This window comes from Actinoplanes subtropicus, from assembly GCF_000721705.1.
In the GTDB taxonomy this organism is placed as follows: domain Bacteria; phylum Actinomycetota; class Actinomycetes; order Mycobacteriales; family Micromonosporaceae; genus Actinoplanes; species Actinoplanes subtropicus.
Genome location: NZ_JOJL01000038.1, coordinates 61,628 through 84,859 on the forward strand (window position 1 = coordinate 61,628; position 23,232 = coordinate 84,859).

20 protein-coding genes, 1 pseudogene and 1 riboswitch are annotated in these 23,232 nt (G+C 72.5%); of the genes and pseudogenes, 13 read left to right on the plus strand and 8 right to left on the minus strand.

Annotated features, from left to right (window positions below):
- Nucleotides 1–44 precede the first annotated feature (44 nt).
- On the minus strand, nt 45–542 hold the full coding sequence (locus IH26_RS56600) for a GyrI-like domain-containing protein (protein WP_051809440.1): 498 nt from the start codon (nt 540–542) through the stop codon (nt 45–47).
- Nucleotides 543–568: 26 nt separating this feature from the next.
- Nucleotides 569–683: riboswitch (SAM riboswitch) on the plus strand.
- A 13-nt stretch (nt 684–696) separates the two neighbouring features.
- Between IH26_RS56600 and IH26_RS0141525 the strand changes: the two genes are divergently transcribed.
- From IH26_RS0141525 to IH26_RS0141535, 3 genes are all read left to right on the plus strand, one after another.
- Nucleotides 697–1,293 (plus strand): GNAT family N-acetyltransferase, encoded by a 597-nt coding sequence (locus IH26_RS0141525; protein ID WP_063763821.1) that lies wholly within the window; start codon nt 697–699, stop codon nt 1,291–1,293.
- 10 nt (nt 1,294–1,303) lie between these two features.
- Complete coding sequence (locus IH26_RS54640; RefSeq protein WP_051809442.1) at nt 1,304–2,248, plus strand: serine hydrolase; 945 nt, start codon at nt 1,304–1,306, stop codon at nt 2,246–2,248.
- Nucleotides 2,249–2,334: 86 nt separating this feature from the next.
- Nucleotides 2,335–2,880: a hypothetical protein gene (locus IH26_RS0141535; protein ID WP_157437636.1), complete on the plus strand. Its 546-nt coding sequence runs from the start codon at nt 2,335–2,337 to the stop codon at nt 2,878–2,880.
- A 41-nt stretch (nt 2,881–2,921) separates the two neighbouring features.
- Here IH26_RS0141535 and IH26_RS0141540 read toward each other — a convergent pair whose 3' ends face one another.
- From IH26_RS0141540 to IH26_RS0141550, 3 genes are all read right to left on the minus strand, one after another.
- Nucleotides 2,922–3,992 (minus strand): glycoside hydrolase family 19 protein, encoded by a 1,071-nt coding sequence (locus tag IH26_RS0141540; RefSeq protein WP_030441790.1) that lies wholly within the window; start codon nt 3,990–3,992, stop codon nt 2,922–2,924.
- 90 nt (nt 3,993–4,082) lie between these two features.
- Nucleotides 4,083–4,763 carry a response regulator gene (locus IH26_RS0141545; RefSeq protein ID WP_030441791.1) on the minus strand — a complete coding sequence of 227 codons (681 nt, stop codon included), beginning with the start codon at nt 4,761–4,763 and terminating at the stop codon, nt 4,083–4,085.
- The gene (locus IH26_RS0141550) at nt 4,760–6,037 is read right to left on the minus strand and encodes a sensor histidine kinase (protein WP_245665916.1); all 1,278 of its coding nucleotides are present in this window, start codon (nt 6,035–6,037) and stop codon (nt 4,760–4,762) included. Before IH26_RS0141550 ends, IH26_RS0141545 begins: the two co-directional genes overlap by 4 nt.
- Between IH26_RS0141550 and IH26_RS54645 the strand changes: the two genes are divergently transcribed.
- From IH26_RS54645 to IH26_RS0141580, 6 genes are all read left to right on the plus strand, one after another.
- The gene (locus IH26_RS54645; RefSeq protein ID WP_245665917.1) at nt 6,006–6,707 is read left to right on the plus strand and encodes an ABC transporter permease; all 702 of its coding nucleotides are present in this window, start codon (nt 6,006–6,008) and stop codon (nt 6,705–6,707) included. The two genes, IH26_RS0141550 and IH26_RS54645, sit on opposite strands and share 32 nt — an antisense overlap.
- Nucleotides 6,683–7,603, plus strand: a complete 921-nt coding sequence (locus tag IH26_RS0141560) for an ABC transporter substrate-binding protein (protein ID WP_245665918.1) — start codon at nt 6,683–6,685, stop codon at nt 7,601–7,603. The genes IH26_RS54645 and IH26_RS0141560 overlap by 25 nt, the downstream gene beginning before the upstream one ends.
- Nucleotides 7,604–7,666: 63 nt before the next feature.
- On the plus strand, nt 7,667–8,653 hold the full coding sequence (locus tag IH26_RS0141565; protein WP_051809443.1) for a lysylphosphatidylglycerol synthase transmembrane domain-containing protein: 987 nt from the start codon (nt 7,667–7,669) through the stop codon (nt 8,651–8,653).
- Between the two features lie 106 nt (nt 8,654–8,759).
- Nucleotides 8,760–9,773, plus strand: a complete 1,014-nt coding sequence (locus tag IH26_RS0141570; RefSeq protein ID WP_169789895.1) for a lysylphosphatidylglycerol synthase transmembrane domain-containing protein — start codon at nt 8,760–8,762, stop codon at nt 9,771–9,773.
- Nucleotides 9,764–11,551, plus strand: a complete 1,788-nt coding sequence (locus tag IH26_RS56605; protein ID WP_157437637.1) for a glycosyltransferase family 4 protein — start codon at nt 9,764–9,766, stop codon at nt 11,549–11,551. The genes IH26_RS0141570 and IH26_RS56605 overlap by 10 nt, the downstream gene beginning before the upstream one ends.
- Complete coding sequence (locus tag IH26_RS0141580; protein WP_030441797.1) at nt 11,548–12,552, plus strand: PIG-L family deacetylase; 1,005 nt, start codon at nt 11,548–11,550, stop codon at nt 12,550–12,552. Before IH26_RS56605 ends, IH26_RS0141580 begins: the two co-directional genes overlap by 4 nt.
- 247 nt (nt 12,553–12,799) lie before the next feature.
- Here IH26_RS0141580 and IH26_RS0141585 read toward each other — a convergent pair.
- Nucleotides 12,800–13,457: pseudogene (locus tag IH26_RS0141585) on the minus strand (DedA family protein); the annotation flags it as partial.
- A gap of 77 nt (nt 13,458–13,534) precedes the next feature.
- On the opposite strand from IH26_RS0141585, the gene IH26_RS0141590 reads away from it, so the two are divergent.
- The 3 genes from IH26_RS0141590 to IH26_RS0141600 all read left to right on the plus strand — a co-directional run bounded on the left by IH26_RS0141590 (nt 13,535) and on the right by IH26_RS0141600 (nt 16,976).
- Nucleotides 13,535–14,203: an ABC transporter ATP-binding protein gene (locus tag IH26_RS0141590; protein WP_030441799.1), complete on the plus strand. Its 669-nt coding sequence runs from the start codon at nt 13,535–13,537 to the stop codon at nt 14,201–14,203.
- Between the two features lie 70 nt (nt 14,204–14,273).
- Nucleotides 14,274–15,692, plus strand: a complete 1,419-nt coding sequence (locus IH26_RS0141595) for a B12-binding domain-containing radical SAM protein (protein ID WP_051809449.1) — start codon at nt 14,274–14,276, stop codon at nt 15,690–15,692.
- Nucleotides 15,693–15,734: 42 nt separating this feature from the next.
- Nucleotides 15,735–16,976, plus strand: a complete 1,242-nt coding sequence (locus tag IH26_RS0141600) for a phosphorylase family protein (RefSeq protein WP_051809451.1) — start codon at nt 15,735–15,737, stop codon at nt 16,974–16,976.
- Here the strand turns inward: IH26_RS0141600 and IH26_RS0141605 are convergent.
- Genes IH26_RS0141605 through IH26_RS56610 form a run of 3 tightly spaced genes read right to left on the minus strand, consistent with a single transcriptional unit; the run spans nt 16,954 to nt 22,545 of the window.
- The gene (locus IH26_RS0141605; protein ID WP_030441802.1) at nt 16,954–20,115 is read right to left on the minus strand and encodes an ATP-binding protein; all 3,162 of its coding nucleotides are present in this window, start codon (nt 20,113–20,115) and stop codon (nt 16,954–16,956) included. The two genes, IH26_RS0141600 and IH26_RS0141605, sit on opposite strands and share 23 nt — an antisense overlap.
- The gene (locus IH26_RS0141610; RefSeq protein ID WP_030441803.1) at nt 20,112–20,726 is read right to left on the minus strand and encodes a hypothetical protein; all 615 of its coding nucleotides are present in this window, start codon (nt 20,724–20,726) and stop codon (nt 20,112–20,114) included. The genes IH26_RS0141605 and IH26_RS0141610 overlap by 4 nt, the downstream gene beginning before the upstream one ends.
- A gap of 16 nt (nt 20,727–20,742) precedes the next feature.
- Nucleotides 20,743–22,545, minus strand: a complete 1,803-nt coding sequence (locus IH26_RS56610) for a hypothetical protein (RefSeq protein WP_157437639.1) — start codon at nt 22,543–22,545, stop codon at nt 20,743–20,745.
- Nucleotides 22,546–22,809: 264 nt separating this feature from the next.
- On the opposite strand from IH26_RS56610, the gene IH26_RS0141620 reads away from it, so the two are divergent.
- Nucleotides 22,810–23,217, plus strand: coding sequence for a hypothetical protein (locus IH26_RS0141620; RefSeq protein WP_030441805.1), 408 nt, complete (start codon nt 22,810–22,812; stop codon nt 23,215–23,217).
- Nucleotides 23,218–23,232: the final 15 nt, after the last annotated feature.

The window sequence follows — 23,232 nt, forward strand, 5'->3', positions numbered from 1 at the left end:
ACCGGTCGGTTTGTAAATACCGACTGACCGGTATGTGATGCCGGTCATAGCTGATCGCCCAGCCGGATGGCCAACTCGATCTGCCATCTGGTCTTCCTGCGCTCGGTGCGCGGGTCGGTCAGATAGGCCTCGTAGCGACAGGCGAACGCGTCGCCGGCCGGGCCGGTCACGACGTCGAAGGGCAGGCCCTCGGCGCGGACCCAGTCGATCAGCAGGCCGTTGGCGCGGCGGGCGTGATTGACGTACGTCAGGGCGGCGTAGCGCCCGGCCGGCAACGCGCCGGGCCGGACCCGGTCGTCGCCGGCGAACGGCTGGTCGGTGATCGCGCCGACCTCGAGGTCCATGTCGCCGTCCATGTCGACCACGTGCAGACGCAAGAAGACGGGTCCATAGCGGATGCCCGAGTCGTCGAGCCGCTGGTACAGCTCGGCCATCAGCTTGTCGCGCACGGCCAGCATCCCGCGGAACGGCGTCACAGTACGGATCCCGGCGGTGGCGCGCTCGGGCCACGTCACCACCGACGGTCCCGCGAGGATCTCCATTCCGGTGATGCTACGGTCGCCGGGAAGGTCATGAGTGCCAGCGCACAGCCCCGGCTTGCTGGCCGGCAACCCTCCGCCTCGCGGGCGGGGTGCTCCGGGTGACGACCAGGCCGGCACGACCGTGCCCGGCAAGCCGCGAGCGAGGAGCCTCGTCGTGCCCATCGTCTTCAGTCCCGCCGGTCTCGGCGACGCCGGCCGGATCGCCGCGCTGCACGCCGACAGCTGGCGGCGGCACTACCGGGGTGCGTATGCCGACGCGTACCTGGACGGCGACCTGCTCGCCGACCGCCGCGCGGTCTGGTCGTCCCGGCTGGCCACCGCCGAGGGCACCCGGACGATCGTCGCCGAGCGGGACGGCGACGTGGTCGGCTTCGTGCACGTGGTCCTCGACGCCGACCCGCGGTGGGGCAGCCTGGTCGACAACCTGCACGTGTCCCACGCCGAGCACCGGTCCGGCATCGGCAGCCGGCTGATGGGGCACGCCGCCCGCGCGGTGCTGGCCGGGGCCGGGTCGCCCGCGCTGTACCTGTGGGTGCTGCGGCAGAACACCCGGGCCCAGGCCTTCTACCGCGCATCCGGCGGCACCCCCGTGGAGACCGGCATCGCCGCCGCCCCCAACGGCGATCCCGCGCTCCTGACCGGCACCCCCGAAAAGCTCCGGATGTCCTGGCCGGACGCCACCCGGCTCGTCGAGCTGACGGACGGCGGCGCCGACCGATCGAACGACCCGAGCCGAGGGGAGGTCCGGTAGGCTGCCGCGCGTGCGTGCCAGCCGTGTCGTCGTGATGCTCGCCGTGTTCGCCCTGGCCGGCTGCGGCGGGTCCGCCTCCGCGGCCTCGTCGTCCTGGGTCGCGTCTGCGCCACCGGCGACCACCTCCGCGCCCGCCGAGTCGGTCTCGGCGCCCCCGTCGCCGTCCGCTTCGCCCGCCAGGGCGACGGCTCAGAAAGTGGCGGCCGGCGGCACCATCGCCGCCCGCATGGCGGCGGTGCGTGCCCTCATCGCCAAGAAGCCCGGCACGATCGGCCTGGTGGTGCGCGACCGGGTGACCGGCACCGTCTGGCGGGCGGGCGATCCGGCGCAGCTGAACTGGACCGCCTCGACGATCAAGCTGGCCATCTCGTCGGCGATCCTCGAGCGCGCGCACGCCGGCCAGGTCACCCTGACCGCGGCCGACCGGAACACCATGCGCCTGTCGCTGGTCAACTCCGACAACGACGCGACCACCGCGCTGTGGACCAAGTTCGACGGCGCCGGCATGCTGAGCCGCTTCCGCACCACGTACGGGATGTCCACGCTCGGCGTCGTCCCCGGTCTGCCGGTCTTCTGGCGCAACCTGCGCTGCTCGGCCCAGGACCTGGCGAACCTGATGTCGTACGTCCTGGACAGGATGGACCCCACCGGCCGCGCTTACCTGGTCACCACGCTGCGCGGGGTGGCGTCCTTCCAGCACTGGGGGGTGTGGGGCGCCGGCGCGTCGATGCACCCCGGCAACAAGGACGGCTGGGCCCAGAAGCCGGACAACGGTGTCACCCATTGGGTTACCCACAGCGTCGGTTTCGCCGGCGACCACGAGCGCTACGTCGTCGCCGTCACCTATCGGCTGACCGCGTCGGGAACGCTCGCCCAGGGTGCCCACACGGTGAGTGACGTGGTCGCGACCGTCTTCGGCGCGAAGACCCCGGCGGCGATCTCGTTCCCGACCTGAAGCGGATCGCACCCGATCGGGCGGCTGACCGGAAACCGACTCTCCGGCGTCTTCCGCACGGCTCCGCCGACCGGCACCATTCCGGCATGATCGCGAATATCCGCCGGATGCCGGTGTTGATAACTGTTCTCCTCCTCGCCGGCGCGCTGGGCGCCTGCAAGGACTCCGGCGGCGCTGCCACGGCCGCCGGCGCCACGACACCGCCCACCGCGGCGGCGGCGACCACCACCACCACCACCACCACGACAGCCGCCACCACGTCCGACGGCGGTGGCGGCGGCGACTTCTGCGCCACGGTCAAGGAGCAGAAGGCCACCCTGGTCGGCACCGAACTGGGTGGGCTGCTGTCCGGCGGCACCCCGGCGGCCTGGAAGGCGTACCTGGCCAAGACCGCGGAGATGAACCAGAAACTCGTCGACACCGCCCCGGCCGACATCAAGCCCAGCGTCGAGGCGTTGAAGCGGGAGTCCGCCGACCTGCGCGCCGCGATGGAGGCGGCCGGCTACGACATCAAGAAGCTCGGCGCCGCCAAGCTCCTCCCGCTGCTGAACACGCCGGAGCGCAAGGAGGCGAGCACCAAGCTCACCGATTACGTCCGGACCACCTGCAAGATCGACCTGACCAAACTCTAGAAACCGGGGAGGGTACGGCGAAAGCCGTACCCTCCCGATGGTCAGCAGGTCAGATTGCCGCCGGTGGGTACGCCGAGGATCCCGGCGAAGCGGGTGTAGAGGTTGACCCGGTCCTGCATCTCAGCGGTGTTGCCGCCGTTGCACTCGATGCCGTTGATGGCCCGGATCGTGGTGCCGAAGCCCTGGCCGTTCACCATCGCGTTGTGCGAGGTGGTGCCCGCGTTGCCGGTGCCGGTCATCCAGTACCAGATGCCGGTCTCCCACGAGATCGCCGCGTCGGTGGCGACCAGGTTCGGGTTGTCGAGCAGGTCGACGCCGAGCGCATTGCCGGCCGCGTAGTAGTTGAAGTTCCAGCTCAGCTGGATCGGCCCGCGACCGTGATAGGCGGATTGACCCGCCGGGCAGCCGTACGGCTGGGACCAGTCGCAATAGGTCGGCCAGTTCGCCTGGTTGATCTCGTCGATGTAGACCAGGCCGCCGGTCTCGTGCCCGACGTTGGCCAGGAACGCGGCCGCCTCCTGCTTGGCGACGGTGTCCCCGCCGGTGGTCGCGAACGACGGGTACTTGGCCAGCGCGGCGACCAGGCCCTGGTACGTGTAGAAGCTGTTGCGGCCCGGGAACATCGAGTTGAACTGGGCCTCGCTCACCACGAAGCCACCGGTGTTGCCGCCACCGCCGCCCGAGCAGGAGTACGGCGACCAGTACCAGGTGGAGATCGTCGGGTCGTAGCCCGGGTTGTCGTGGGTCGCCTGGTAGTAGAGACCGTTGGTGTACCGCACGATCGCGCCGGTGGTGTAGTTCTGGCCGGCCACCCAGTTGGGGTAGTCGCAGGCACCGCCACCGCCACCGGAGCCGCCGTCGCAGGCGCCGTTGTCGCTCCAGACGCCGGAGCCGCCGGTCGAGGGCGCCTCGTACTGCGTCCACCACTTGGCGGTCCAGTTGTGGCTGTGGTAGGAGACGACCGCCCCGCCGGTGTAGACGGTGCTGTTGTCGTAGGGCGTAGCGCAGGCGACGGCGGCCTCGGACGCGGTGATCGGGAGCAGCGCGGCGGCCGCTCCGGCGAGCACGACGCCGACGGTGGCGACGATCGCCAGGAGGCGTTTTCTGGGCATGACTCACCTTCCGTGCGTGGGGGGACGCACAGTGCAATGGGGGATGAGATATCGACTGAAGCAGATGCCCGGCGGCCCGGTCAATATCTGTTAAGAAACTTCAGGATAAACGGGCAACGCCAGCCAGTTGTAGCGGTGTTCGGGGCGGCCGGTGGCGCCGTAGCGCAGGTGCATCTCGGCGGCGCCGTCGCGGGCCAGGGCCGCCAGGTAGCGCTGCGCCGTGGCGCGGGAGATGCCCAGCTCGTCGGCGATCTCGGCGGCGGTGCGCGGCTCGCCGGCGTGCCGCAGTGCCTCGCTGACCAGCCGTACGGTCACCGCCGACTGGCCCTTGGGCACGGCCGGGCGGTCGCCCTCGTGCAGCAGCCGCCAGACCCGGTCGATCTCCTCCTGCCCGAGGTGGCGGTCGCCGCCCAGCGCGGTCCGGTATCGGCGGTAGGCCGCCAGCCGCTCCCCCAGCTGCTCGGCGGTGAACGGCTTGACCAGGTAGTTGAGGGCGCCTCGGGCCAGCGCCAGCCGGACCGAGGCGGCATCCGACGCGGCGGTCAACATGATGGTGTCGACGGTGAGCTCGGCCAGCAGGTCCAGACCGGGCTCGTCCGGCAGGTAGCTGTCCAGCAGCACCAGGTCCACCGGTCGTACTGCCAAGAAAGATCGGCAATCCGCGGCCGTACGGGCGGTGCCGGCCACCGTGAAGCCGTCCACCCGCGCGGTGAAGTCCACATGCACCTGCGCGACCCGGAAATCGTCCTCGACGACCAGCACCCGGATCATGTGGCCACCGGGACCAGTGCGTGCGGCAGCCGCGCCTCGAAGACCGCGCCATGGCCCTCGCCGGCCGGGGTGGCCAGCCGGACGTCGCCGCCGAGCTGACGGGCGGCCTGCCGGGCCAGCGACAGGCCGAGCCCGCGGCCCTGCTCACCGCGGGTGCTGATGCCGGCGGTGAAGAGCTCCGCACCGGGGGCCAGAGCCGGGTCGAGCCCGTCGCCGGAGTCCACCACCGAGAGGTGCAGGGCGTCGTCGTCGGAGAGCAGCGCCAGGTCGACCCAGGCCGGCCGCCGCGCGCCGAGCCGGGCCGCCTCGAGGGCGTTGTCGACGAGGATGCCGAGCACGGTGGTGACCTCGACCGGCGCGGTCACCCGGGTGCCGACCCAGCTGGTGTCGGAGAGGGTCAGGCGGACGTCGCGCTCGGCCACCTCGGCGGTCTTGGCGGCGACGAAGGCCTGCAGGTACGGGTCGTCCACGGCGCCGACCGGGCCGGCCGCGGCCAGCGCGCCGCCCGCGACCAGGTGCAGGTACTCCAGGGCCTCGTCGCGATAGTCGTTCTGCAGCAGGCCGGAGCGCACGTGCAGCCGGTTCGCGAACTCGTGCCGGGAGGCGCGCAGGGCGTTGCTGAGCGTACGCACCGAATCCAGCTCGCGGGTCACGTTCTCCAGGTCGGTGCGGTCCCGCAGGGTGAGCACGCCGCCCAGGTCGCGACCGTCGCGGCGGACCGCCCGGTAGTTGACCACCAGCACCCGGTCGCCGGCCACGGTGATCACGTTGTCGGCCGCGCGCGCCTCGAACACGGCCAGCAACCCGGGCGGCAGGCCGGCCTCGGCGACCGCGGCGCCGGGCGCGGGGTCGACGCCCAGCAGCCGGACCGCCTCGGAGTTGCAGACCGAGACCCGGCCGGTCGCGTCGACGGCCAGCACGCCCTCGCTGATCCCGCGCAGCACCGCTTCCCGCTCCTGGACCAGCTCGGCCAGCTCGGCCGGCTCCAGGCCCAGGGTCAGCCGCTTGAGCCGGCGGCTGAGCAGCGCCGACCCGGCCACGCCGAGCAGCAGCGCGCAGCCGGCCACGATCCCGGCGACGCCGAGCTGCTGCCACATGTACGTCCGGATGTCGGCCACCCGGAACCCCACGCTGACCTCGCCGACGACGCTGCCGTCCGCCGCGCGCAGCGGCGTCTTGCCGCGGGCCGACAGGCCCAGCGTGCCGCGCTCCACGCTGATGGTGTCGCGCCCGGCGAGCGCCTTGGACGGGTCGGCCGGCGTCGTGCTGGGCATCCTGCTGGGCCGGGCGCGCTTCGCCGCCGAGGTGGCCGCGCCGTTCATCAAGGCCGCCAACGCGGTGCCCCGGATCGTGCTGGCCTCGCTGTTCATCATCTGGTTCGGCCTGGGCCTGACCTCGAAGGTGGCCACCGCGGTGGTGCTGGTCTTCTTCGCGGTCTTCTTCAACGCCTTCCAGGGCGCCCGCGAGGTGGACCGCAACCTGGTCGACAACGCCCGCATCCTGGGCGCCTCGCGCACCCAGGTGCTGACCTCGATCGTCGTGCCCAGCGCCACCAGCTGGATCTTCGCCTCGCTGCACGCCGCGTTCGGCTTCGCGCTGATCGGCGCGGTGGTCGGCGAGTACGCCGGCGCCGACAAGGGCCTCGGCCTGCTGATCGCCAACGCCCAGGGCACGTTCGACGCGGCCGGGATCTACGCCGGAATGATCATCATCACGGTCGTCGCGCTGCTCGCCAAGTACCTGCTCACGCTGCTGGAGAAACCGGCTCCTCCGGTGGCGCCCGCCCGTTCCGTCCTCTTCGGGAGACAACCATGCGTAAATTCCTGGCGGTTTCTGCGGTCCTTGCCTGTTTTGTCGCCGGATGCCGTGGCACCAGCCCCGACTCCACCGCCGCCGCCTCCGACGGGCCGATCAAGATCATGGTCGGCGGCATCGACAAGGTGATCTACCTGCCCGCGAAGCTGACCGAGCAGCTCGGCGGGTTCCAGGCCGAGGGGCTGAACGTGCAGCTGCTCACCGAGCCGTCCGGCGCGACCGCGGAGAACGTGCTGATCTCGGGCGACGTGCAGGGCGTGGTCGGCTTCTACGACCACACCATCGACCTGCAGACCAAGGGCAAGTGCATCACCAGCGTGGTGCAGTTCGCCGACGTGCCCGGCGAGGTGGAGATGGTCGCCGCCGCGAAGGCCGCCACGATCAAGAGCCCGGCCGACTTCAAGGGCCGGAAGATGGGCGTGACCAGCCCCGGCTCGTCCACCGACTTCCTCACCCGGTACCTGGCCACCAAGGGCGGGCTGACCAGCGCCGACTACACCACGGTCAAGGCCGGCGCCGGGACCACGTTCATCGCCGCGATCGACAACGGCGGGATCGACGCCGGGATGACCACCGACCCGACCGCGGCGAAGCTGGTCAGCAGCGGCAAGGCCAAGGTGCTGCTCGACATGCGTACCGAGGACGGCACCAAGCAGGCGCTCGGCGGGCTGTACCCGGCCAGCTCCCTCTACCTGGACTGCGCCTGGGTGCAGAGCCACCCGGCGCAGGTGCAGAAGCTGGCCAACGCGTTCGTCAAGACGCTGCGCTGGATCAAGGGGCACAGCGCCGAGGAGATCGCGGCCAGGATGCCCGCCGAATACGCGGCCGGAAATCCGCAGCTGTACGCCCAGGCGGTGCACGACAGCATGGGGATGTTCAACGGTGACGGCCTGATGAAGGCGGACGGCGCCAAGAACGTCCTCGACGTGCTCAGCCAGTTCTCGCCGAACGTCAAGGGCAAGAAGGACCAGGTCGACCTGTCCAGGACGTACACCACGCAGTTCACCGCGAAGATCGCTGGCTGATTCTTACGCGGCTCTTACGAAAGGTTCATCGATTGCCATAGGCGCGGCGTCCAAGGTTGCCTCATGAGCACGATGCGACGCGGGTGGTGGAAGCTGCCCGTGCTGGCACTGGCCGGGTGCCTGGCGTACGTGGAGTTGCGGGGGCACCTGCCGAGCGCGGCCTCGATGGGGGCCGCGCTCCGGCAGGCCCGGCCCTGGTGGCTGGTCGCCGCGGTGCTCCTGCAGGTCGTCTCGACGGCGGCCTTCGCCGAGCAGGAGCGGCGGCTGCTGGGCGCCTTCGGGGTCGCCATGCGGGCCCGGGTGTCGGTGGCGGTGACCCTCGCGCGCTCGGCCATGGCGACCGGGCTGCCCGGCGGGTCGGCGGTCGCCGCGGCGTACGGCTATCGGCAGTTCCGCGCCCGCGGGGCGACCCGCCCGGTGGCAACGGCCGTCACGGTGCTGTGCGGTGTCGCCTCGGTCTCGGGTCTCGCCATTCTGTACGCCGGTGACGCCCTGGTGCAGGCCGGACCGGCGGTGGCCACGCTCGCCGTGCTGGCCTTGGCGTCGATGGTGCCGGTGGTCCGCTGGGTGCGCCACCGGCCGGGCCGGCCGGCCTTCTCCGCGCCGTCCGGAGGGCCGGGCGCCGGTGGCGGCACAGCGCCGGGCGGCCGGCTGCGGCAGGTGGTCCGCGAAACGGCCGCGCACGCCGCGCTCATCCCCGCCCGGCGCTGGCTGCTGGTGCTCACGCTCGCCGCGATCAACTGGCTCACCGACCTGTTGTGCCTGCTGGCCTGCCTGCGCGCGCTGGGCCTGTCGGTGCCGATCCCGGTGGTCGGCGCGGCCTATCTGGGCGCGCAGCTGGCCCGGCAGATCCCGGCGACCGCCGGCGGTATCGGCGTGATCGAGGCGACCCTGATCCTGGCGATGACCACCACCGGCCACGCGCCCGCCGCCGCGGCGACCGCCGCCGTCCTGACCTACCGGCTGATGTCCTGCTGGGCGCAGCTGCCGGTGGGGGCGGCGTGCTGGGCCGGGCTGCCGCAGGCGAACCAGCCATCGTACAGCGTTTAAGATCCGCTTACGCCGAAATGGCGACTTGCCGAATTTCAGCGTTCCCTCAGCCGACGCTTGTGATCGTGACCAATTCCGATACGGCGGCTGATCGGTGGAGGAAGGCGTGCCGAAACGGTGGCGAGCAGCCCTGGTGGTGGCCCTTCTCGCGGTGACGGCCTGGGCCGCCGTCCGGGCGTCGGCCGCCGGTGCCTCCTGGACGGCGGCGTTCGGGCTGATCGGCGGGCTTCCCTGGGCGGTGACGGCGGGGCTCGCGCTGGTCTGGATCGCGGGGCTGTACATCCACACGGTGGTGCTGACCGCCGCGCTGCCGGGGTTGAGCCGGGGCCGGGCCCTGGCGTTGAACCTGAGCGGCAGCGCGGTCTCCAACGTCCTGCCGCTGGGCGGCCTCGCCGGCACGGCCCTGAACCTGGCCATGACCCGGGCCTGGGGACACAGCCGCCTCGACTTCGCCCGCTTCGTGGTGGTCTCGAAGGCGTGCGACGTCGTCGCCAAGCTGCTGATGCCGGCGGTCGCGCTGGTGGCGCTGGTGGCCGCCGGGGTGCTCAGCCCGGCGGCGGGCGGTGCCTGGGTGCTGCCGGCGGCCGGCGCGTTCGCGGCCGGGGTACTGCTGCTCTGGGCGTTGTGCGGGCGGGCGGCGCCGCTGCTGCGCGTGGTGGGCGTGGCGGCCCGGGGCTGCTCCCGGGTGGTCCGGCGGCCGGTCGGCGCCACCTGGTCGACGACGGTGTCCGACCTGCTGGCCGGGACCGAAGGGCTGGTGCGAAGACGGCGTACGGCGCTGACGCTGGGCATGGCCGGGTACTGGCTGGCGCAGGGTGCGCTGTTGTGGTGCTGCCTGCTCGCCGTCGGGCTGCGGCCGCACCCGGTGCTGGTGTTCGCCGCGCTGGTCGCCGAGCGGGCGCTGACGCTGCAGGTCATCACGCCGGGCGGGGCCGGGCCGGCCGAGGCCGGGATGGCGACGGTGCTGATCGCGCTCGGCGTGGACCCCACCGCGGCGCTCGCCGGGGTGCTGCTCTTCCGCGCCTTCGTGTTCGCCGCCGAGATCCCGGTCGGCGCGGCGGTGGGCGCCGGCTGGTGGGCCTCGCGGCGCCGGAACGGGGCCCCACCGGTATGCGCGTAGCCCACGTCAGCGACGTCTACCTCCCCCGGCTCGGCGGCGTCGAACTGCACGTCCGCGACCTCGCCACCCGGCAGCGGCGGCGCGGCGACGACGCGTTCGTCCTGACCACCACGGCGAGCGGCGACGACTTCTTCGGCCCGGCCCTCGCGGCGCACGCCAACGACTCCTTCGGCCCGGCCACGACGGGCGGCAACTCCTTCGCCCCGGCCACCACGGGCGACAACTCCATCGGCCCGGCCACCACGGGCGACAACTCCATCGGCCCGGCCACCACGGGCGACAACTCCATCGGCCCGGCCACCACGGGCGACAACTCCATCGCCCCGGCCCTCGCGGGCGGCAACTCCATCGCCCCGGCCCTCGCGGGCGGCAACTCCTTCGTCCCGGCCATCGCGGCGCACGGCAACGACTCCCGCGCCCCGGCCACCACGGCACGCAACGACTCCCTCGCCCGGGCTCTCGCGGCGAACGGCAGCGACTCTTTCGGCCCGGCCAGCGCGGCGCACGGTAACGACGACGTGGACGACGTCCCCGTGCTGCGGCTCGGCGCAGGCCACCGGCTGGGCGCCGGCCCCTACCGATGGGTGCCCGGCGCCGAACTTTCCGACGCCCTGCTGACCCGCGGCACGGAGGTGGTGCACGTCCACATCTCTGCCTTCTCCCCACTGTCGTGGACGGCCGCCCGGGTGGCGGCAGCATCCGGCCTGCCGACGGTCGTCTCGGTGCACTCGATGTGGCACGACGTCCTGCCGATGGTCCGTCGGTACGCCCGCTGGCAGCGGGCCGCCGGCTGGCCAGTGGTGTGGACGGCGGTCAGCACGGCGGCGGCCCAGGCGGTGAGCGCGGCGCTGGACGGAGCCGTGGTCGGCATCCTGCCCAACGGCATCGATCCCAGCGAGTGGCAGACCGCCCGCCCGCCGACCGCGTCCACGATGCCGACACTGGTCAGCGTGATGCGCATGGTCCGCCGCAAGCGCCCGCACGCCCTGCTCGACATCCTGCTGGCGCTCCAGGAAAGCCATCCCGGGCGGTTCCGGGCGGTGCTGGTCGGCGACGGCCCGCTCCGGGCGCGGCTGCAGCGCCGGATCGACGCCTCCGGCTCGGCCGGCAGCATCCACCTGGCCGGCGCGCTCTCCCGGCCGGCGATCCGCGACGTCCTCGCCGCCGCCGACCTCTACATCGCGCCGGCGCCGCGCGAGTCGTTCGGCATCGCCGCCCTGGAGGCGCGCACCGCCGGCCTCCCGGTTGTGGCCCGCGCCGGCAGCGGCATCGCCGACTTCATCCGGCCCGACATCGAGGGCTGGCTCGCTCCCTCGGACGACACTCTCACCGCGACCCTCGCCGGGCTGCTGGACGACCCGGCCCGGCTCGCCGCCGTTGCCGGGCACAACCGCGCCACCACGCCCGCCATGAGCTGGCCGGCCGTGCTCGACGCCGCCGACGCCGCATACGAGGCAGCGATCCGACTCCGGTCCGGCCCCTTGTCCCGCATCGGCCCGTCGACCCGGATCAGCCCGTCGACCCGCGTCAGCCCGCTGACCCGGACCAGCCCGTCGACCCAGGTCAGCGCGTCGGCCAGGGTCAGCCCGTCGGCCCGGGTCAGCCGATGGACCCCGACCAGCCCATTGGCTCGGGTCGGCCCGTTGGCTCGGGTCAGCCCATTGGCTCGGGTCAGCCCGTCGGCCTGGACCGGCCCGTCGGCCTGGACCTGCCCGTCGGCGTGGACCGGCCCGTCGACCTGGACCTGCCCGTTGGCGCGGATCGGCCTGCCGGGATGACCCGGCGGTTCACGCTGGTCTCGTTCCACGCTCACCCGGACGACGAGAGCCTGCTCACCGGGGGCACGCTGGCCCGGGCCGCCGCGGAGGGGCACCGCGTCGTCCTGGTCGTCGCGACGCTCGGCGAGGCCGGGGGTGCGGGCGCCCGCCGGCGGGCCGAACTGCACCGCGCGGCCGAGGCGCTCGGCTGCGCCCGGGTGGTCGTCCTCGGCTACCGCGACTCGGGCCTGCACGGCGACGCACCCGTGGCCGCCGGCGACGCTACCTTGGCCGCCAGCAACGCACCCATTGCCGCCGGCGACGCGCCCACGGCCGCCGGCAACGCGGCCATGGCCGCCGGCGACGCACCCACCGCCGCCAGCAACGCACCCACCGCCGCCAGCAACGCACCCACCGCCGCCAGCAACGCACCCACCGCCGCCAGCAACTCACCCACCGCCGCCAGCTACGCGCCCACGGCCGCCGGCTACCCGCCGCGGTTCGTCGACGTTCCGGTGGACCGGGCCGCGGCCGCGCTGGCCGAGATCCTCCGCGCGGAGCGGGCGGACGTGCTCACCGGCTACGACGCGCACGGCGGATACGGTCACCCCGACCACCGCCACCTGCACCACGTGGCCCGGGCCGCGGCGGCCGCGGCGGCAACCCCGGTGCTGCTCGAGGCGACGGTCGACCGGCGACGGCTGGCGGCGGCGCTGCGCGTGCTGCGCCTGGCCGGCCGGCTGCTGCCGCGGCTGCCGCTGGCCGGGGCGGCCGACGCGTACGCCGACGGCTCGGAGACGACCCACGTCGTCGATGTCGGCCGGTACTGGCGACAGAAACGGATCGCCCTGCGGGCCCACGCGAGCCAGGCCGAGGGTGGGGCGGGACTGCGGACCGTGGCGCTGCTCGGGCGGCTGCCCGGCCCGCTCTTCCGGTTGGCCGCCGGGCGCGAGTGGTTCATCGAGGCGGGCCGGACGCCGGGCGCGCGCCGGGAGGGCGACGTGTTCGCCAGCCTGCGGTAACTCGGCCGAGCGCACCCTCGAGTCGCTCGTCGCGGCCCCGCAGGCCAAGCGCACCCCAGAATCGCTTGTCGCGGCCTTACCGGCCAAGCGCATCCGGAGTCGCTCGTCGCCGCCTTGCGGGCCGCCCCGATTCTCCCGGCCCGTGCACCCCGGCGCCCGAGGCTCGTCCGACGCCGACCTCCTCCGCCGGCTGCTGCGCTAACGCCTCGCCCCTCCGACGTCGACCTGCTGCGCCAACGCCTCGCCCCTCCGAGGCCGCGCCAGTTTCCGCGCTAACGCCTCGCCCGGGCCCGCCGCCGACTGCGCAGGAATTCCACCGCGATCGGGAGCACCGACAGCGCGACGATGCCGACCAGGATCAGCTCGATGTTGGACCGCACGAAGGCGATCTGGCCGAGGAAGTAGCCGAGGATCGTCACGCCACAGGCCCACAGCACGCCGCCGACCGCGTTGTAGATCAGGAACGAGCGGTAGTGCATGCGGCTCGCGCCCGCCACGATCGGGGTAAACGTCCGGACGATCGGCACGAACCGGGCCAGGATGATCGACCGCGCGCCGTACCGGTCGAAGAAGCCCTGGGCGCGGGCGAGGTTCTCCTGCTTGAACAGCCGCGAGTCCGGCCGCCGGAAGAGGGCCGGCCCGAACCGGCGCCCGAACAGGTAGCCGAACTGATCGCCGGCCACGGCGGCGGCCGACAGCAGCGCGCACATCAGCCAGAGCGGCACCCGCAGGTAGGTGCCGTCCGCCACGAGCAGGCCGGCCGTGAACAGCAGCGAGTCGCCGGGCAGGAAGAAGCCGAAGAACAGCCCGGACTCGGCGAACACGATGACCAGGATGCCGATCAGCCCGAAGGTGGAGATCAGCCATTGCGGGTCGAGGAACGACGGGCCCAGCGCTGAGGTCATGTATTTCTGCCATGCCCGGCCCGGCCGGGCCCAAACCTCTCACGGAATTTTCAGAAACCGCGCCATAGGTTGCCGGCGTGACCAATGCCGAGGTGCTGACCGGCCATCGCCTCAACAAATACTTCCGTCGTACGGCCGGCGGCTCCTTCGCGCTGTGCGGCGTCTCACTCGCCGTGTGCCGGGGCGAGAGCGTGGCGCTGCTCGGTCGTACCGGGTCCGGGAAGACGTCGCTGCTCGCGCTGCTGACCGGCGTCGACGAGCCGGACAGCGGACTCGTGCACGTGGCCGGCCATCAGCTGAACCTGCGCACCGAGGCCGAGCGCGCGCGGTTACGCGCCGAGCACATCGGGATCCTGTACGCCTACGGCAATCTGGTCGATCACTTGACGGTCGGGCAGAACATCGTCCTGGCCCGGCACCTGGCCGCCCGCCGCGCCTACCGCGACCTGGGCGTCCGGCTGGCCGCGGCCGGACTCGGCGGGCGCGGGGACACGTTCCCGCCGGCGCTGTCCCCCGGCGAACGCTCCCGCGCCGCGCTGGCCGTGGCCCTGGCCAACGACCCGCCGGTGCTGGTCGCCGACGAGCCGACCGGGCTGCTGGCCGAGGCCGAGGCGACGGAGCTGCTGACCATGCTGCGCGCCCGGGCCGACCGCGGCGGGGCGGTGCTGCTGGCCACCCGCAGCGAGCGGGTCGCCGCCACCTGCGACCGGGTCATCCGGATCGAGGCCGGCGAGTTGCGCCGCTGAGCCCGGCCCGGCGCAGAACCTTCACCGCGGCCGCACACCTTCTCCGCAGGCGATTTCTAGCCTTTCGGGCATGCGCGTGACGATGATCCTGCCGGCCCTGACCGAGGCGACCAGCCCGCTCTTCCGGCCGATCAAGTATTCGTTGTTCCCGCCGCTCGGGCTGGCCACCCTGGCCGGCTACCTCGGCCCCGACGACGAGGTACGCATCCTCGACGAGCACGTGGAGCGGATCGCCGCCCAGGTCGCCGACGACCGGCCGGACCTGGCGGTGATCCAGGTCTACATCACCTCGGCCCGGCGCAGTTACGAGCTGGCCGACCGGTACCGCGAGCGGGGCGTCTTCGTCGCCCTCGGCGGGCTGCACGTGACCTCGCTGCCGGAGGAGGCCGCCGGGCACGCCGACGCGATCTTCCTCGGGCCGGGCGAGGACACCTGGCCCCGCTTCCTGGCCGACTTCCGCCGCGGCGAGCCGGCCAAGCGGTACGTCTCCAGCGAGCGCACGCTGCACGGCCTGCCTCCGGTCCGGCGCGACCTGATCAGGCGGGAGCGGTACCTCGTACCCAATTCGATCGTGGTTTCCCGGGGTTGCCCGCACCATTGCGACTTCTGCTACAAGGACGCGTTCTTCGCGGGCGGCAAGTCGTACTACACCCAGCGGGTGGACGACGCGCTCGCCGAGATCGACCGGCTGCCCGGCCGGCACCTCTACTTCCTCGACGACCATCTGCTCGGCAACCGCCGCTTCGCCGAGGCCCTGTTCGACGGGATGCGCGGCATGAACCGGGTCTGGCAGGCGGCCGGCACGGTCGACTCGATCCTCGCGCCCGGCCTGCTGGAGAAGGCGGCCGCCGCGGGACTGCGCAGCATGTTCGTCGGCTTCGAGACGATCAACGCGGGCAACCTGGCCGAGCAGCGCAAACGGCAGAACGTCGGGCGCAGCTACGAGGCGGTGGCGCGGCGGCTGCACGACGCCGGGGTCATGGTCAATGCCAGCTTCGTCTTCGGCATGGACGACGACGGCCCGGACGTCTTCGATCGTACGGTCGAGTGGGGCGTGGACATCGGGCTGGAGACGGCCACCTTCCACATCATGACGCCGTATCCGGGCACCGCGCTGTTCCGCCGGATGGAGACAGCGGGCCGGATCGTGCACAGGGACTGGGATCGGTACGACACCCGGCACGTCGTCTACCGGCCGCGCGGGCTGACAGCGGAGCAACTGGAGTCCGGCTACTGGAAGGCGTACCGGGACTTCTACCGGTGGCCATCCATCTGGCGCGGGGCAGCCGGCAAGCCGCGCGACTACCGGCTGCGGCATCTCGCGTACGCGGGCGGTTGGAAGAAGTTCGAGCCGGTCTGGGACGCGCTGATCCGCTCCCGTCAGGTGCTGCGCGCCCTGCCACTGCTGGAGACGACGCTCGACGGCATGCGGCGCCGACCATCGCCCGGGTTTCTACCGCTTCCCCACCGTCGTCCTTCCGCCCGGTGACCGATCCTCGTCGGCGGCGACCCGAACGGGCACGATAGCCAGGTGACCCACGTCGATGTTCTGATCATCACGGCGCTGCCCGAGGAGTACGACGCCGTGAAGGGCCTGCTCGGGCCGTCGGCGTGGACCGACCACGGCACCGGCGGATCACAGCCGTTCGCCACCGCCGCCGGCCGGGGGCCGTCGGTGGCGCTGGCGCGGCCGACCGCGATGGGCGGGCGCAGCACCGCGCCGATCGCCCTCGCGCTCACCGACCGGCTGCGGCCGACCTGCCTGGCGATGAGCGGGGTGTGCGCGGGCCGGCCAGGCGCCGTCGCGCCCGGGGACGTCATCGTCGCCGCGCCGGCCTACCAGTGGGACGAGGGCAAGTACGTGGGCGCCGCCTTTCACCCCGACAACCAGCAGTTTCCGCTGGACAGCCGATGGGTGCGGACGGTGCAGGAGTTCGACCCGTCGGGCCTGCCGAGTCACGGCACCGCCGACGACGAGGAGGCCAAGGTCTGGTATCTGGAGCGGCTGCTGAGGGGTCAGGACCCGCGCAAGCATCCGGCTCGCGAGCGCTATTTCCCGCGTACGACCTGGCCTGCACGGTTGGGACAGTGGGAGGGCGAGGGACTGATCGCCTGGCGCGACGGCGCTCTGGCGTTGACCGGGACCGGCCGTACGTTCATCGAGCGCACCCTCTACGTCGACGTGGACGGCCCGGACCGCCTGCCGTTCGTGGTGCGGCCCGGGCCGATGGCCAGCGGCGGCGCGGTGATGGCGGATCCGGAGACCTGGAACCGCCTCGAGGTCAACCAGCGCAAGATCCTGGCGCTGGACATGGAGGCGGCGACCATCGCCACGGTCGCGTCCGAACGGCGGGTGCCGCACTGGCTGGTCGCCAAGGGCGTGATGGACCACGCGGACCTGGAGAAGGACGACCGGTTCAAGGCGTTCGCCGCCCGGGCCTCGGCCGAGGTGCTCCTCGCCCTGCTCGAACTCCTGCTGACCCCCGGCGCCGCGCCGCCACCGCCCCGGCCGGCCGGCGGCGTCGTGCCCGGCCCGGTGAAGGTGCAGGTCCTGCGCCGGCTCACGTACGACTGGCAGGACCTGGCCGATCACCTCGGCATCCCGGCGTGGGAGGTACGCCGCTTCCGCGCCGGCGACGAGGCGCACGGGGTGTGGACCTGGCTGGAGACCCGGGACCGGCTCGCCGACCTACCGGGCGCGCTCGACGGGATCGGCCGCGCCGACCTCGCCGGCCTGGTGCGACCCCACTTCACGCCCGGGCGCGCGCCATGACCTCCTCGTCGGTCAGCGGGCTGCTCGGGTGGTGGCTCAGGCACATCGGCGTCCGGGCCCGGCACGGCGCCTCGCCCTCGAGCGCGATGTAGAAGTCGCCCGCGGTGAGGTTCCCGATGTCCGGCACGTCGCCGCCCTTGACCTTCGCCATCTCCCGGGCGGCCTCGATCTGCACCGGCGCGGTGATCCGCCCGAAGACGTGCGTGGCCGCGTTGCCGGGGATGCGATTGTGCAGGCCCTTCGGCGACTGCGTGGCGAAGATCAGTCCGAGGCCGTACTTCCGCGCCTGCGAGGCGAGGGCGAGGGTGCTCTGCGTGCACGCGGTCATCGCCCCGGAGGGCGCGAGGGTCTGCGCCTCGTCCATGACCAGCAGGCCCAGCAGTGGACGGTCGGTGGCCGGGTGCCGTTTGATCCAGGCGAAGAGCCCCATCTGCAGCTGGTTCACGAAGCTCTGCCGCGCCTCGTCGCCGGGCAACCCGATGAGGCTGATCACGGAGATGCGAGCCCGCTTACCGGCCGACGGCGTCAGCAGCGTGCCGGGGTCCGCGGCGGCGCCGGCCCCGCCGAACAGCGGGTCGTTGTCCATCGAGGCGGTGAGCGTCTGCCCCAGGCCCGCGGCGATCTTCTGGGCGTCGGCCAGCTCGCTGACCCCGTCCGGCAGGTCGGACAGCAGCCCGATCAGGCCGCGGACGTCGCTGCCGCCCCGCCGCGCGAAGTGCTCGACGGCCTTCCGCAAAACCGCCAACCTCAAATTCACTCGTTCCGTACGGCCGATCAGGTTGGCCCGCGGTGCGAGGGCGGTCACCGCCGCCTCGACCGCCGCGCCCAACTCGTCGGGGTCGTCCCGCACGCTCGCGAAATCGGGCAGCGGCTGGAAACTCAGCGGCCGGCCGGACTCGCGGCGCGGCGTCCACGTCACGACCTCGGTCCCGGCCAGATACCGGGCGGCCCGCTCGGCGTCGCCCGGGCCCCAGCCGGTCGGCGGCTCCGGCCACGGATCGCCGAGGCGCGCCAGGTCGTTGTTGGGGTCCAGGACGATCACCGACACGCCCCGCAGCGCACACTCCTCGATGAGGCGGCGCAGGAGCACGGTCTTGCCCGAGCCGCTGGCGGCGAAGATCGCCGCGTGCTTGCGTAGCGCTTCGAGCGAGAGCGAGACGGGTACGCCGTCCGCGACGCCCGTGCCGATGGTGAAGCTCTCGCCCCGCTCGGTCGGCGGGGTGTCCGGCCGTCGCACCTCCTCCCCGGTCCACGTGTCGGCGTCGGCGAGGGCCTCCTTGAAGATCCGGATCTGCTCGGTGGGCCGGTACCGGAGCAGCCATGCCTGCAGGCTCGCCGGGTTCTCCGTCCGCAGTTTGTCCAGGGCGTCGAGGATCCGCAGGTCGGACTCGTCGACCGGAAGGGTGACGCCGCCGTCGCGCTTGAGCTGCTCGACGACCTCCTGGGTCTTGGCCGACTGGCTCCAGTCGCCGTTGCGCAGCAGGAAGAGCTTCCGCTTGGTGACCTCGGCGGTGAGCCCGGCCGCCGTACGGGCACGGCGGATCCGGTGCAGCGCGGCCACCCCGTGGTGGGTGTCGCTGATCGCCCGGAACGCCCAGTGCACCTGGTCCTCGGTGCGGGACTGGTCGGGCGAGTGCTCCCGCTCCTCCTCGGAGCGCTCGTCCAGGTCGCGGCGGAGGCGGGCGTGCAGGTCCGGCTTGGAACTCGGCGGCGGGTCGATACCGAACCGCCGGCCGCCGTCGCCACGCTCGGCGATCCACGCCTGCAGCCCCGCCGCCAACAGCCCCGGAAACGTACTGTCCTCGGTGTCACCCTCCAAGGGCAACGTCACGTTCGCATCCCGCTTGAGCTCCTCGAACCGCGCCTCGATCCGCGCCATCTCCTCGTCGGCGACCTGCGGCAGCGGCACGGGCGGCGCCCCGGCCAGCTCTTTCTCGCTCGGCACGTCGGCCAGGCGGGTAAGCTGCCGCGCCTCGCCGCGGATCAGGCAGGCGCGGATGTGCCGATCCACCGCCATGATCAAACTACGGGGCGTGTAGTTGAGAGCTTCCTGGAACGCATCCTCAAGAATGGGCCAGGTAGCGTAATCCGGGGTGAACCCGGTCGCCGCGAAGCGAGGCGCGAAGCGCCTGGCGATGATCTCGCGAGCGATCCGCACATCCCGGATGCCCTGCAGGGCGAAGCGGCGGCGGAATCGCGGATCGAGCGAGGCGGGCGCGTTCTCCACGACCAGGTCCCACGTCGCGGACAGGGTGGCGATGACCAGCAGCGTCCGCTGGGTCAGGTCCCGCAGATCGCTGACGCCGTGCGCGAGATCGGCGACCAGAGCCGCTTGCCGCACGTTCGCCTCACCGACGGACATCTTCGCCAGGTCCGCCTGTACGGCAGCCTGCGCGACGGCCGTGTCGATCTGATCGAAGGCGATGACCGAGGGGCCGGTCAGCGCGAGCAGCGAGGAGATCTCGCGGACGAGCTCCGGGGTCTCCCGCGCCCGGGCGCTGATCTTCCACGATTGCCGCTCGCCCGGGACCGCCTCCCCGGCTCCGGCGAAGTAGCTTTCGGCGATGTCCTGATGCCCTTCGTCCGCCGAGGCACGCAGGGCGAGGGCGCGCAGCGTGCTGCGGCATTGGCGGGCGACTCGCTCGTTGTAGGCCCCCAGTCCGCTCACAAAGGAGCTCAGCGCGGCCTCCGTCAGGTCGGTCTCGCCGATCACCGCACGCCGGTCGGCGCGCGGGGCGCCGATCCGCGAGGCCAACCGGCGGAGCAGCAACCGCAGTTGGGTCTCCCCGTCCGACGTCTCGCGCGCCAGGCCGTCCAGCAGAAAGACGAGCAGGCCGTCCCAGAAGTCCCCGTTGCCGAGCAGCCCGACGAGGAAGAAGTAGCCGCCCTGCTGCTGCACCTGTTCACGCACCAGGCCCAGCAGATGCGTCTTGCCCGAGCCCTGCCGGCCCTCCAGGACGAGGCCGATCGGGCTGGCGTCGGGGCTGGCGGCCGCCTCGGCGATGCCGTCCCGCACGTCCCGCAGGGCGGATTCGTGCAGGCCGTCGACATGGTAGGGCGACCGCCGCCAGACATCGTCGGGTGCCTGCACCCAGCTCAGCCGGAGCGCCGCGAGCGCGGCGCGCTGCTGCTCGTTCATCGCACGCCGATCGCCAGCTTGTGCCGGTCCTCACCGCCGATGTGGACGGCGGCGCGGCGCTCCTCCGGACCGATCCGGCGGTCGAGCGCCTCCGGTTCGAGCTGGACATCCGGCGAGTCGAGCATCTGCTCCAGGGTCTTGTCGAGTTCCGCCGTGGACAGGTCGGCGAGCTGCGCCCGCAGGTTGGCCAGCTTGACCCACGTCCCGGGCGTTTCCGCCAGCTCCGCGTAGGCGGCCCGGACCCGGTCGGCGAGGTCCATCGGCGGGGGGACGACCTTTTTGCCCGGCGGGCGGCGCAGGAGCTTGTGCATTGCCAGCATGGCGGCCCAGTACAGGTCGCCCTCCTTGGCCGTGCGCCTCTTCCCCTCCGGCACGCGGCCCTGCTCCAGGGTCAGCTCGTGGTCGAGAGCCCGGACGCCCCTGTCGGTGATGACGTGCCAGAAGGTGCTGCCCCTGGTCGTGGAGACGACGTAGCCGGCGAGTCTCTTGAGCTCCGGATTCCTCAGCCGTACGCCGTACAGCTCGGCCATCTCGGTATTGGAGATCTCGCGGTCCTCGGCCTTCAGGATGATCAGGTATGCGTAGTCGGCGGAGGTCAGCTCGGCGGCCATGAAGGGTCCCTTTCGTCTACGGGGTGTGGAGCCGGCCGTCCGCGGTCAGGCCGAAGGCCCGCAGCCGGACAAGCGACGGATTGTCCTGCGCGGTGTAGAGGGCCAGCAGTCGCTCGGCGGCGCCGGCCGTCCCGGCGTCCAGCTCCGCCCGGAGGTTCGGCTCGTCGCGCAGGTCGAACAGGAGCGAGCAGAGCTTTCCGGGCGCCTCGGGGTCGCCCTCGTCGACCGCCTTGCGCAGGGCGCCGATCTCGTACTCGGGCGCCGCGCCCCGGTCGGCGTCCCGTTGCAGCTTCGCCAGGCGCAGCTCGGCCGCCTTGTCCCCGGCGTCGGCGCGGGCCCGCAGCAGATCGATCTCGCCCCAGCCGGCGTACAGGTCGGCCAGCGCCTCCGCGGACCGCAGCTCGCCCCGCTCCGCCCGGGAGCGCAGCTCCCGCACGCATCCCCGGTCGAACAGGATCTCCACGAGCCGGTCGGCCGCGATCGCGTCGCCGGCGTCCGCCTCCTGCCGCAGGCCGTCGCAGACGCCGCCGTCGGCCAGGATCTCGGCGACCTCCGCGGACATCTCGTGCGCCCGGCCGGCCGGGCGCACGAGCTCCACGCGCTGTCGGAGCTCCTGCACCCGGGACAGCTTCCGGACGGCGATGCGGTCCTCCGCGTGTGTCGCCAGCCGGTCGCCGAGCAGCCGCTGCGCCTCCGCCAGCCGGTCCTGACGGACCAGCAGGTCGGCCAGATCCGCCACCGCGCGACCGTCGTCGAACTCGGTCACGAGCCGGGCCAGCGCGATCTCGGCGTAGTGGAAGCGGAGCCGGGCGATCGCCGCGTGGGCGAGCCGCCGCAGGTCGTCGCGCCGGCGCAGCCTGGTCACCAGCGCGTACCAGGCCTCGGCCGGGACCGGTTCGGTGCGCCGCCGGCCGCGTACGTGCTGGGCCAGGTAGTCGGCGATCGTGTAGCCGGCGCAGGTGCCCGGGCGCCCGTCGTCGACCGGGACCAGCGGCGAGACGTCGCCGTAGAGCGGCTCGGTCGCATGCGGCAGCGCCTGGGTCAGCCAGTGCTCCGTCGGGCGCACCCGATGGCGCGGCTGCAGGTAGCCGAACATCGCGTCGGCGAGCAGCCCCTCGCCGAGCGGCGACTGCACACCGAGCCGGTGCGCGTCGGCCGCGGCGGTGATCATCGCCTTGGCGTACGGGTTGGCGGGCTGCTCCCAGCACATCACCAGCCGCGGCCCGCCGGCCAGGACCTGGGTCATGCCCACCTCACCGGAGCGCAGCGCGTCGTGGATCCGGCTGTCCTGCCGGGCGACGTCCTCGGCCCGGGCCCGCTCCGCGGCGGTCAGCGCGTCCGGAACCGGTATCACGTCCGCGCTCTTCACCAGCGCGTGGACGTCGTCGCGGCCGGCCGTCCACCGGGCGTACTGGTCCGGCCAGAGCGTGCCGACCACCAGATTGCCGTGCCGCACCAGCACGCGGACGCATTCGGCGGTCAGCGGTGGATGAGCGCCGAGATAATGGTGCAACTCGTCGAGCCAGAAGACCGTGTCCTGCGGCGGCGCATTCTTCCATTCCAGCAAATCGGCCGCCTCGGCCGGCTGGATCAGCCACCAATTCGGCACGAGTTCGTAGATCGCCTCGTACAACGATCTCGTTTTCCCGGTGGAGGAGCCACCGACCAGGACCACGAAACTCCCGCGTTTCGGCAGCTTGCCGGCGAGCTTGGCGTGCAGGAGGAAGTCCAGGTCACGCTCCACATAGGTGGGCAGGTCGTCGTCGCCGGCCACGGCCGGAACGGCGCTGTGAATGCCGAGATCACGGGGAAAAGCCATATCGACTCGCGGCCGATCCAGCAATGTCCCTCACCGCCCAAACAATGGTGGCCGACGACCGAATGGAAGGCTACCGCACCACCACGAAGATCACCATGAGTGAATCCGCATTCACTCTTCTACCATTTTTCTTCCGAAAACCTTCCGCGGATGCGGGTCCGGATTTCAGCGCCGCGTCAGGGTCGCTCCAGCCGCCGGTGCCATCGTCCGGTCAGGAGCGGGGGCCGGATGCCGTGCGGTCGCCGCACGACGGAAGGGCATCCGATGTACCGGAAGATCGGCAGCGTCGCACCGGTGGCGCTGGCACTGGTTCTCGCCGCGCCGGCGGCCGCCGCGGTCGCCGCACCGGCCCCCGAATACACGATGAACCTCAGCAGGAGCGCGGCCACCGTGCAGGCCGGCGGCCTGGCGACGACCCTGATCACGTTCACCCGGACGAGGCACGAGTCGGAGAGCACCCGGGTGGCGTTGAGCGCGACCGGCCTGCCCGCCGGGGTCACCGCGCACTTCCTGCCGGCCAAGCCGTTCCTCATCGGCCACTCGTCGATGTTCCTGACCACCTCGCCGGGCACGCCGGTCGGCACCGCCACGATCACCATCAGCGCGATCACCCTCAGCAGCGACCCGATCGGCACCACCGCCCCGTTCACCCTGACCGTCACGGGCGGCTGAGCAAGGGCTTGCCGC

Coding starts and splice junctions, on each gene's coding strand:
- IH26_RS0141545 (WP_030441791.1), bottom strand. CDS start 4,763: ATGATCCGGGTGCTGGTCGTCGAGGACGATTTCCGGGTCGCGCAGGTG.
- IH26_RS0141560 (WP_245665918.1), top strand. CDS start 6,683: ATGGTCGGCGGCATCGACAAGGTGATCTACCTGCCCGCGAAGCTGACC.
- IH26_RS56605 (WP_157437637.1), top strand. CDS start 9,764: ATGCGCGTAGCCCACGTCAGCGACGTCTACCTCCCCCGGCTCGGCGGC.
- IH26_RS56610 (WP_157437639.1), bottom strand. CDS start 22,545: ATGGCTTTTCCCCGTGATCTCGGCATTCACAGCGCCGTTCCGGCCGTG.
- IH26_RS0141595 (WP_051809449.1), top strand. CDS start 14,274: ATGCGCGTGACGATGATCCTGCCGGCCCTGACCGAGGCGACCAGCCCG.
- IH26_RS0141580 (WP_030441797.1), top strand. CDS start 11,548: ATGACCCGGCGGTTCACGCTGGTCTCGTTCCACGCTCACCCGGACGAC.
- IH26_RS0141605 (WP_030441802.1), bottom strand. CDS start 20,115: ATGAACGAGCAGCAGCGCGCCGCGCTCGCGGCGCTCCGGCTGAGCTGG.
- IH26_RS0141620 (WP_030441805.1), top strand. CDS start 22,810: ATGTACCGGAAGATCGGCAGCGTCGCACCGGTGGCGCTGGCACTGGTT.
- IH26_RS0141565 (WP_051809443.1), top strand. CDS start 7,667: ATGAGCACGATGCGACGCGGGTGGTGGAAGCTGCCCGTGCTGGCACTG.
- IH26_RS0141540 (WP_030441790.1), bottom strand. CDS start 3,992: ATGCCCAGAAAACGCCTCCTGGCGATCGTCGCCACCGTCGGCGTCGTG.
- IH26_RS0141550 (WP_245665916.1), bottom strand. CDS start 6,037: ATGCCCAGCACGACGCCGGCCGACCCGTCCAAGGCGCTCGCCGGGCGC.
- IH26_RS0141535 (WP_157437636.1), top strand. CDS start 2,335: ATGATCGCGAATATCCGCCGGATGCCGGTGTTGATAACTGTTCTCCTC.
- IH26_RS0141610 (WP_030441803.1), bottom strand. CDS start 20,726: ATGGCCGCCGAGCTGACCTCCGCCGACTACGCATACCTGATCATCCTG.
- IH26_RS56600 (WP_051809440.1), bottom strand. CDS start 542: ATGGAGATCCTCGCGGGACCGTCGGTGGTGACGTGGCCCGAGCGCGCC.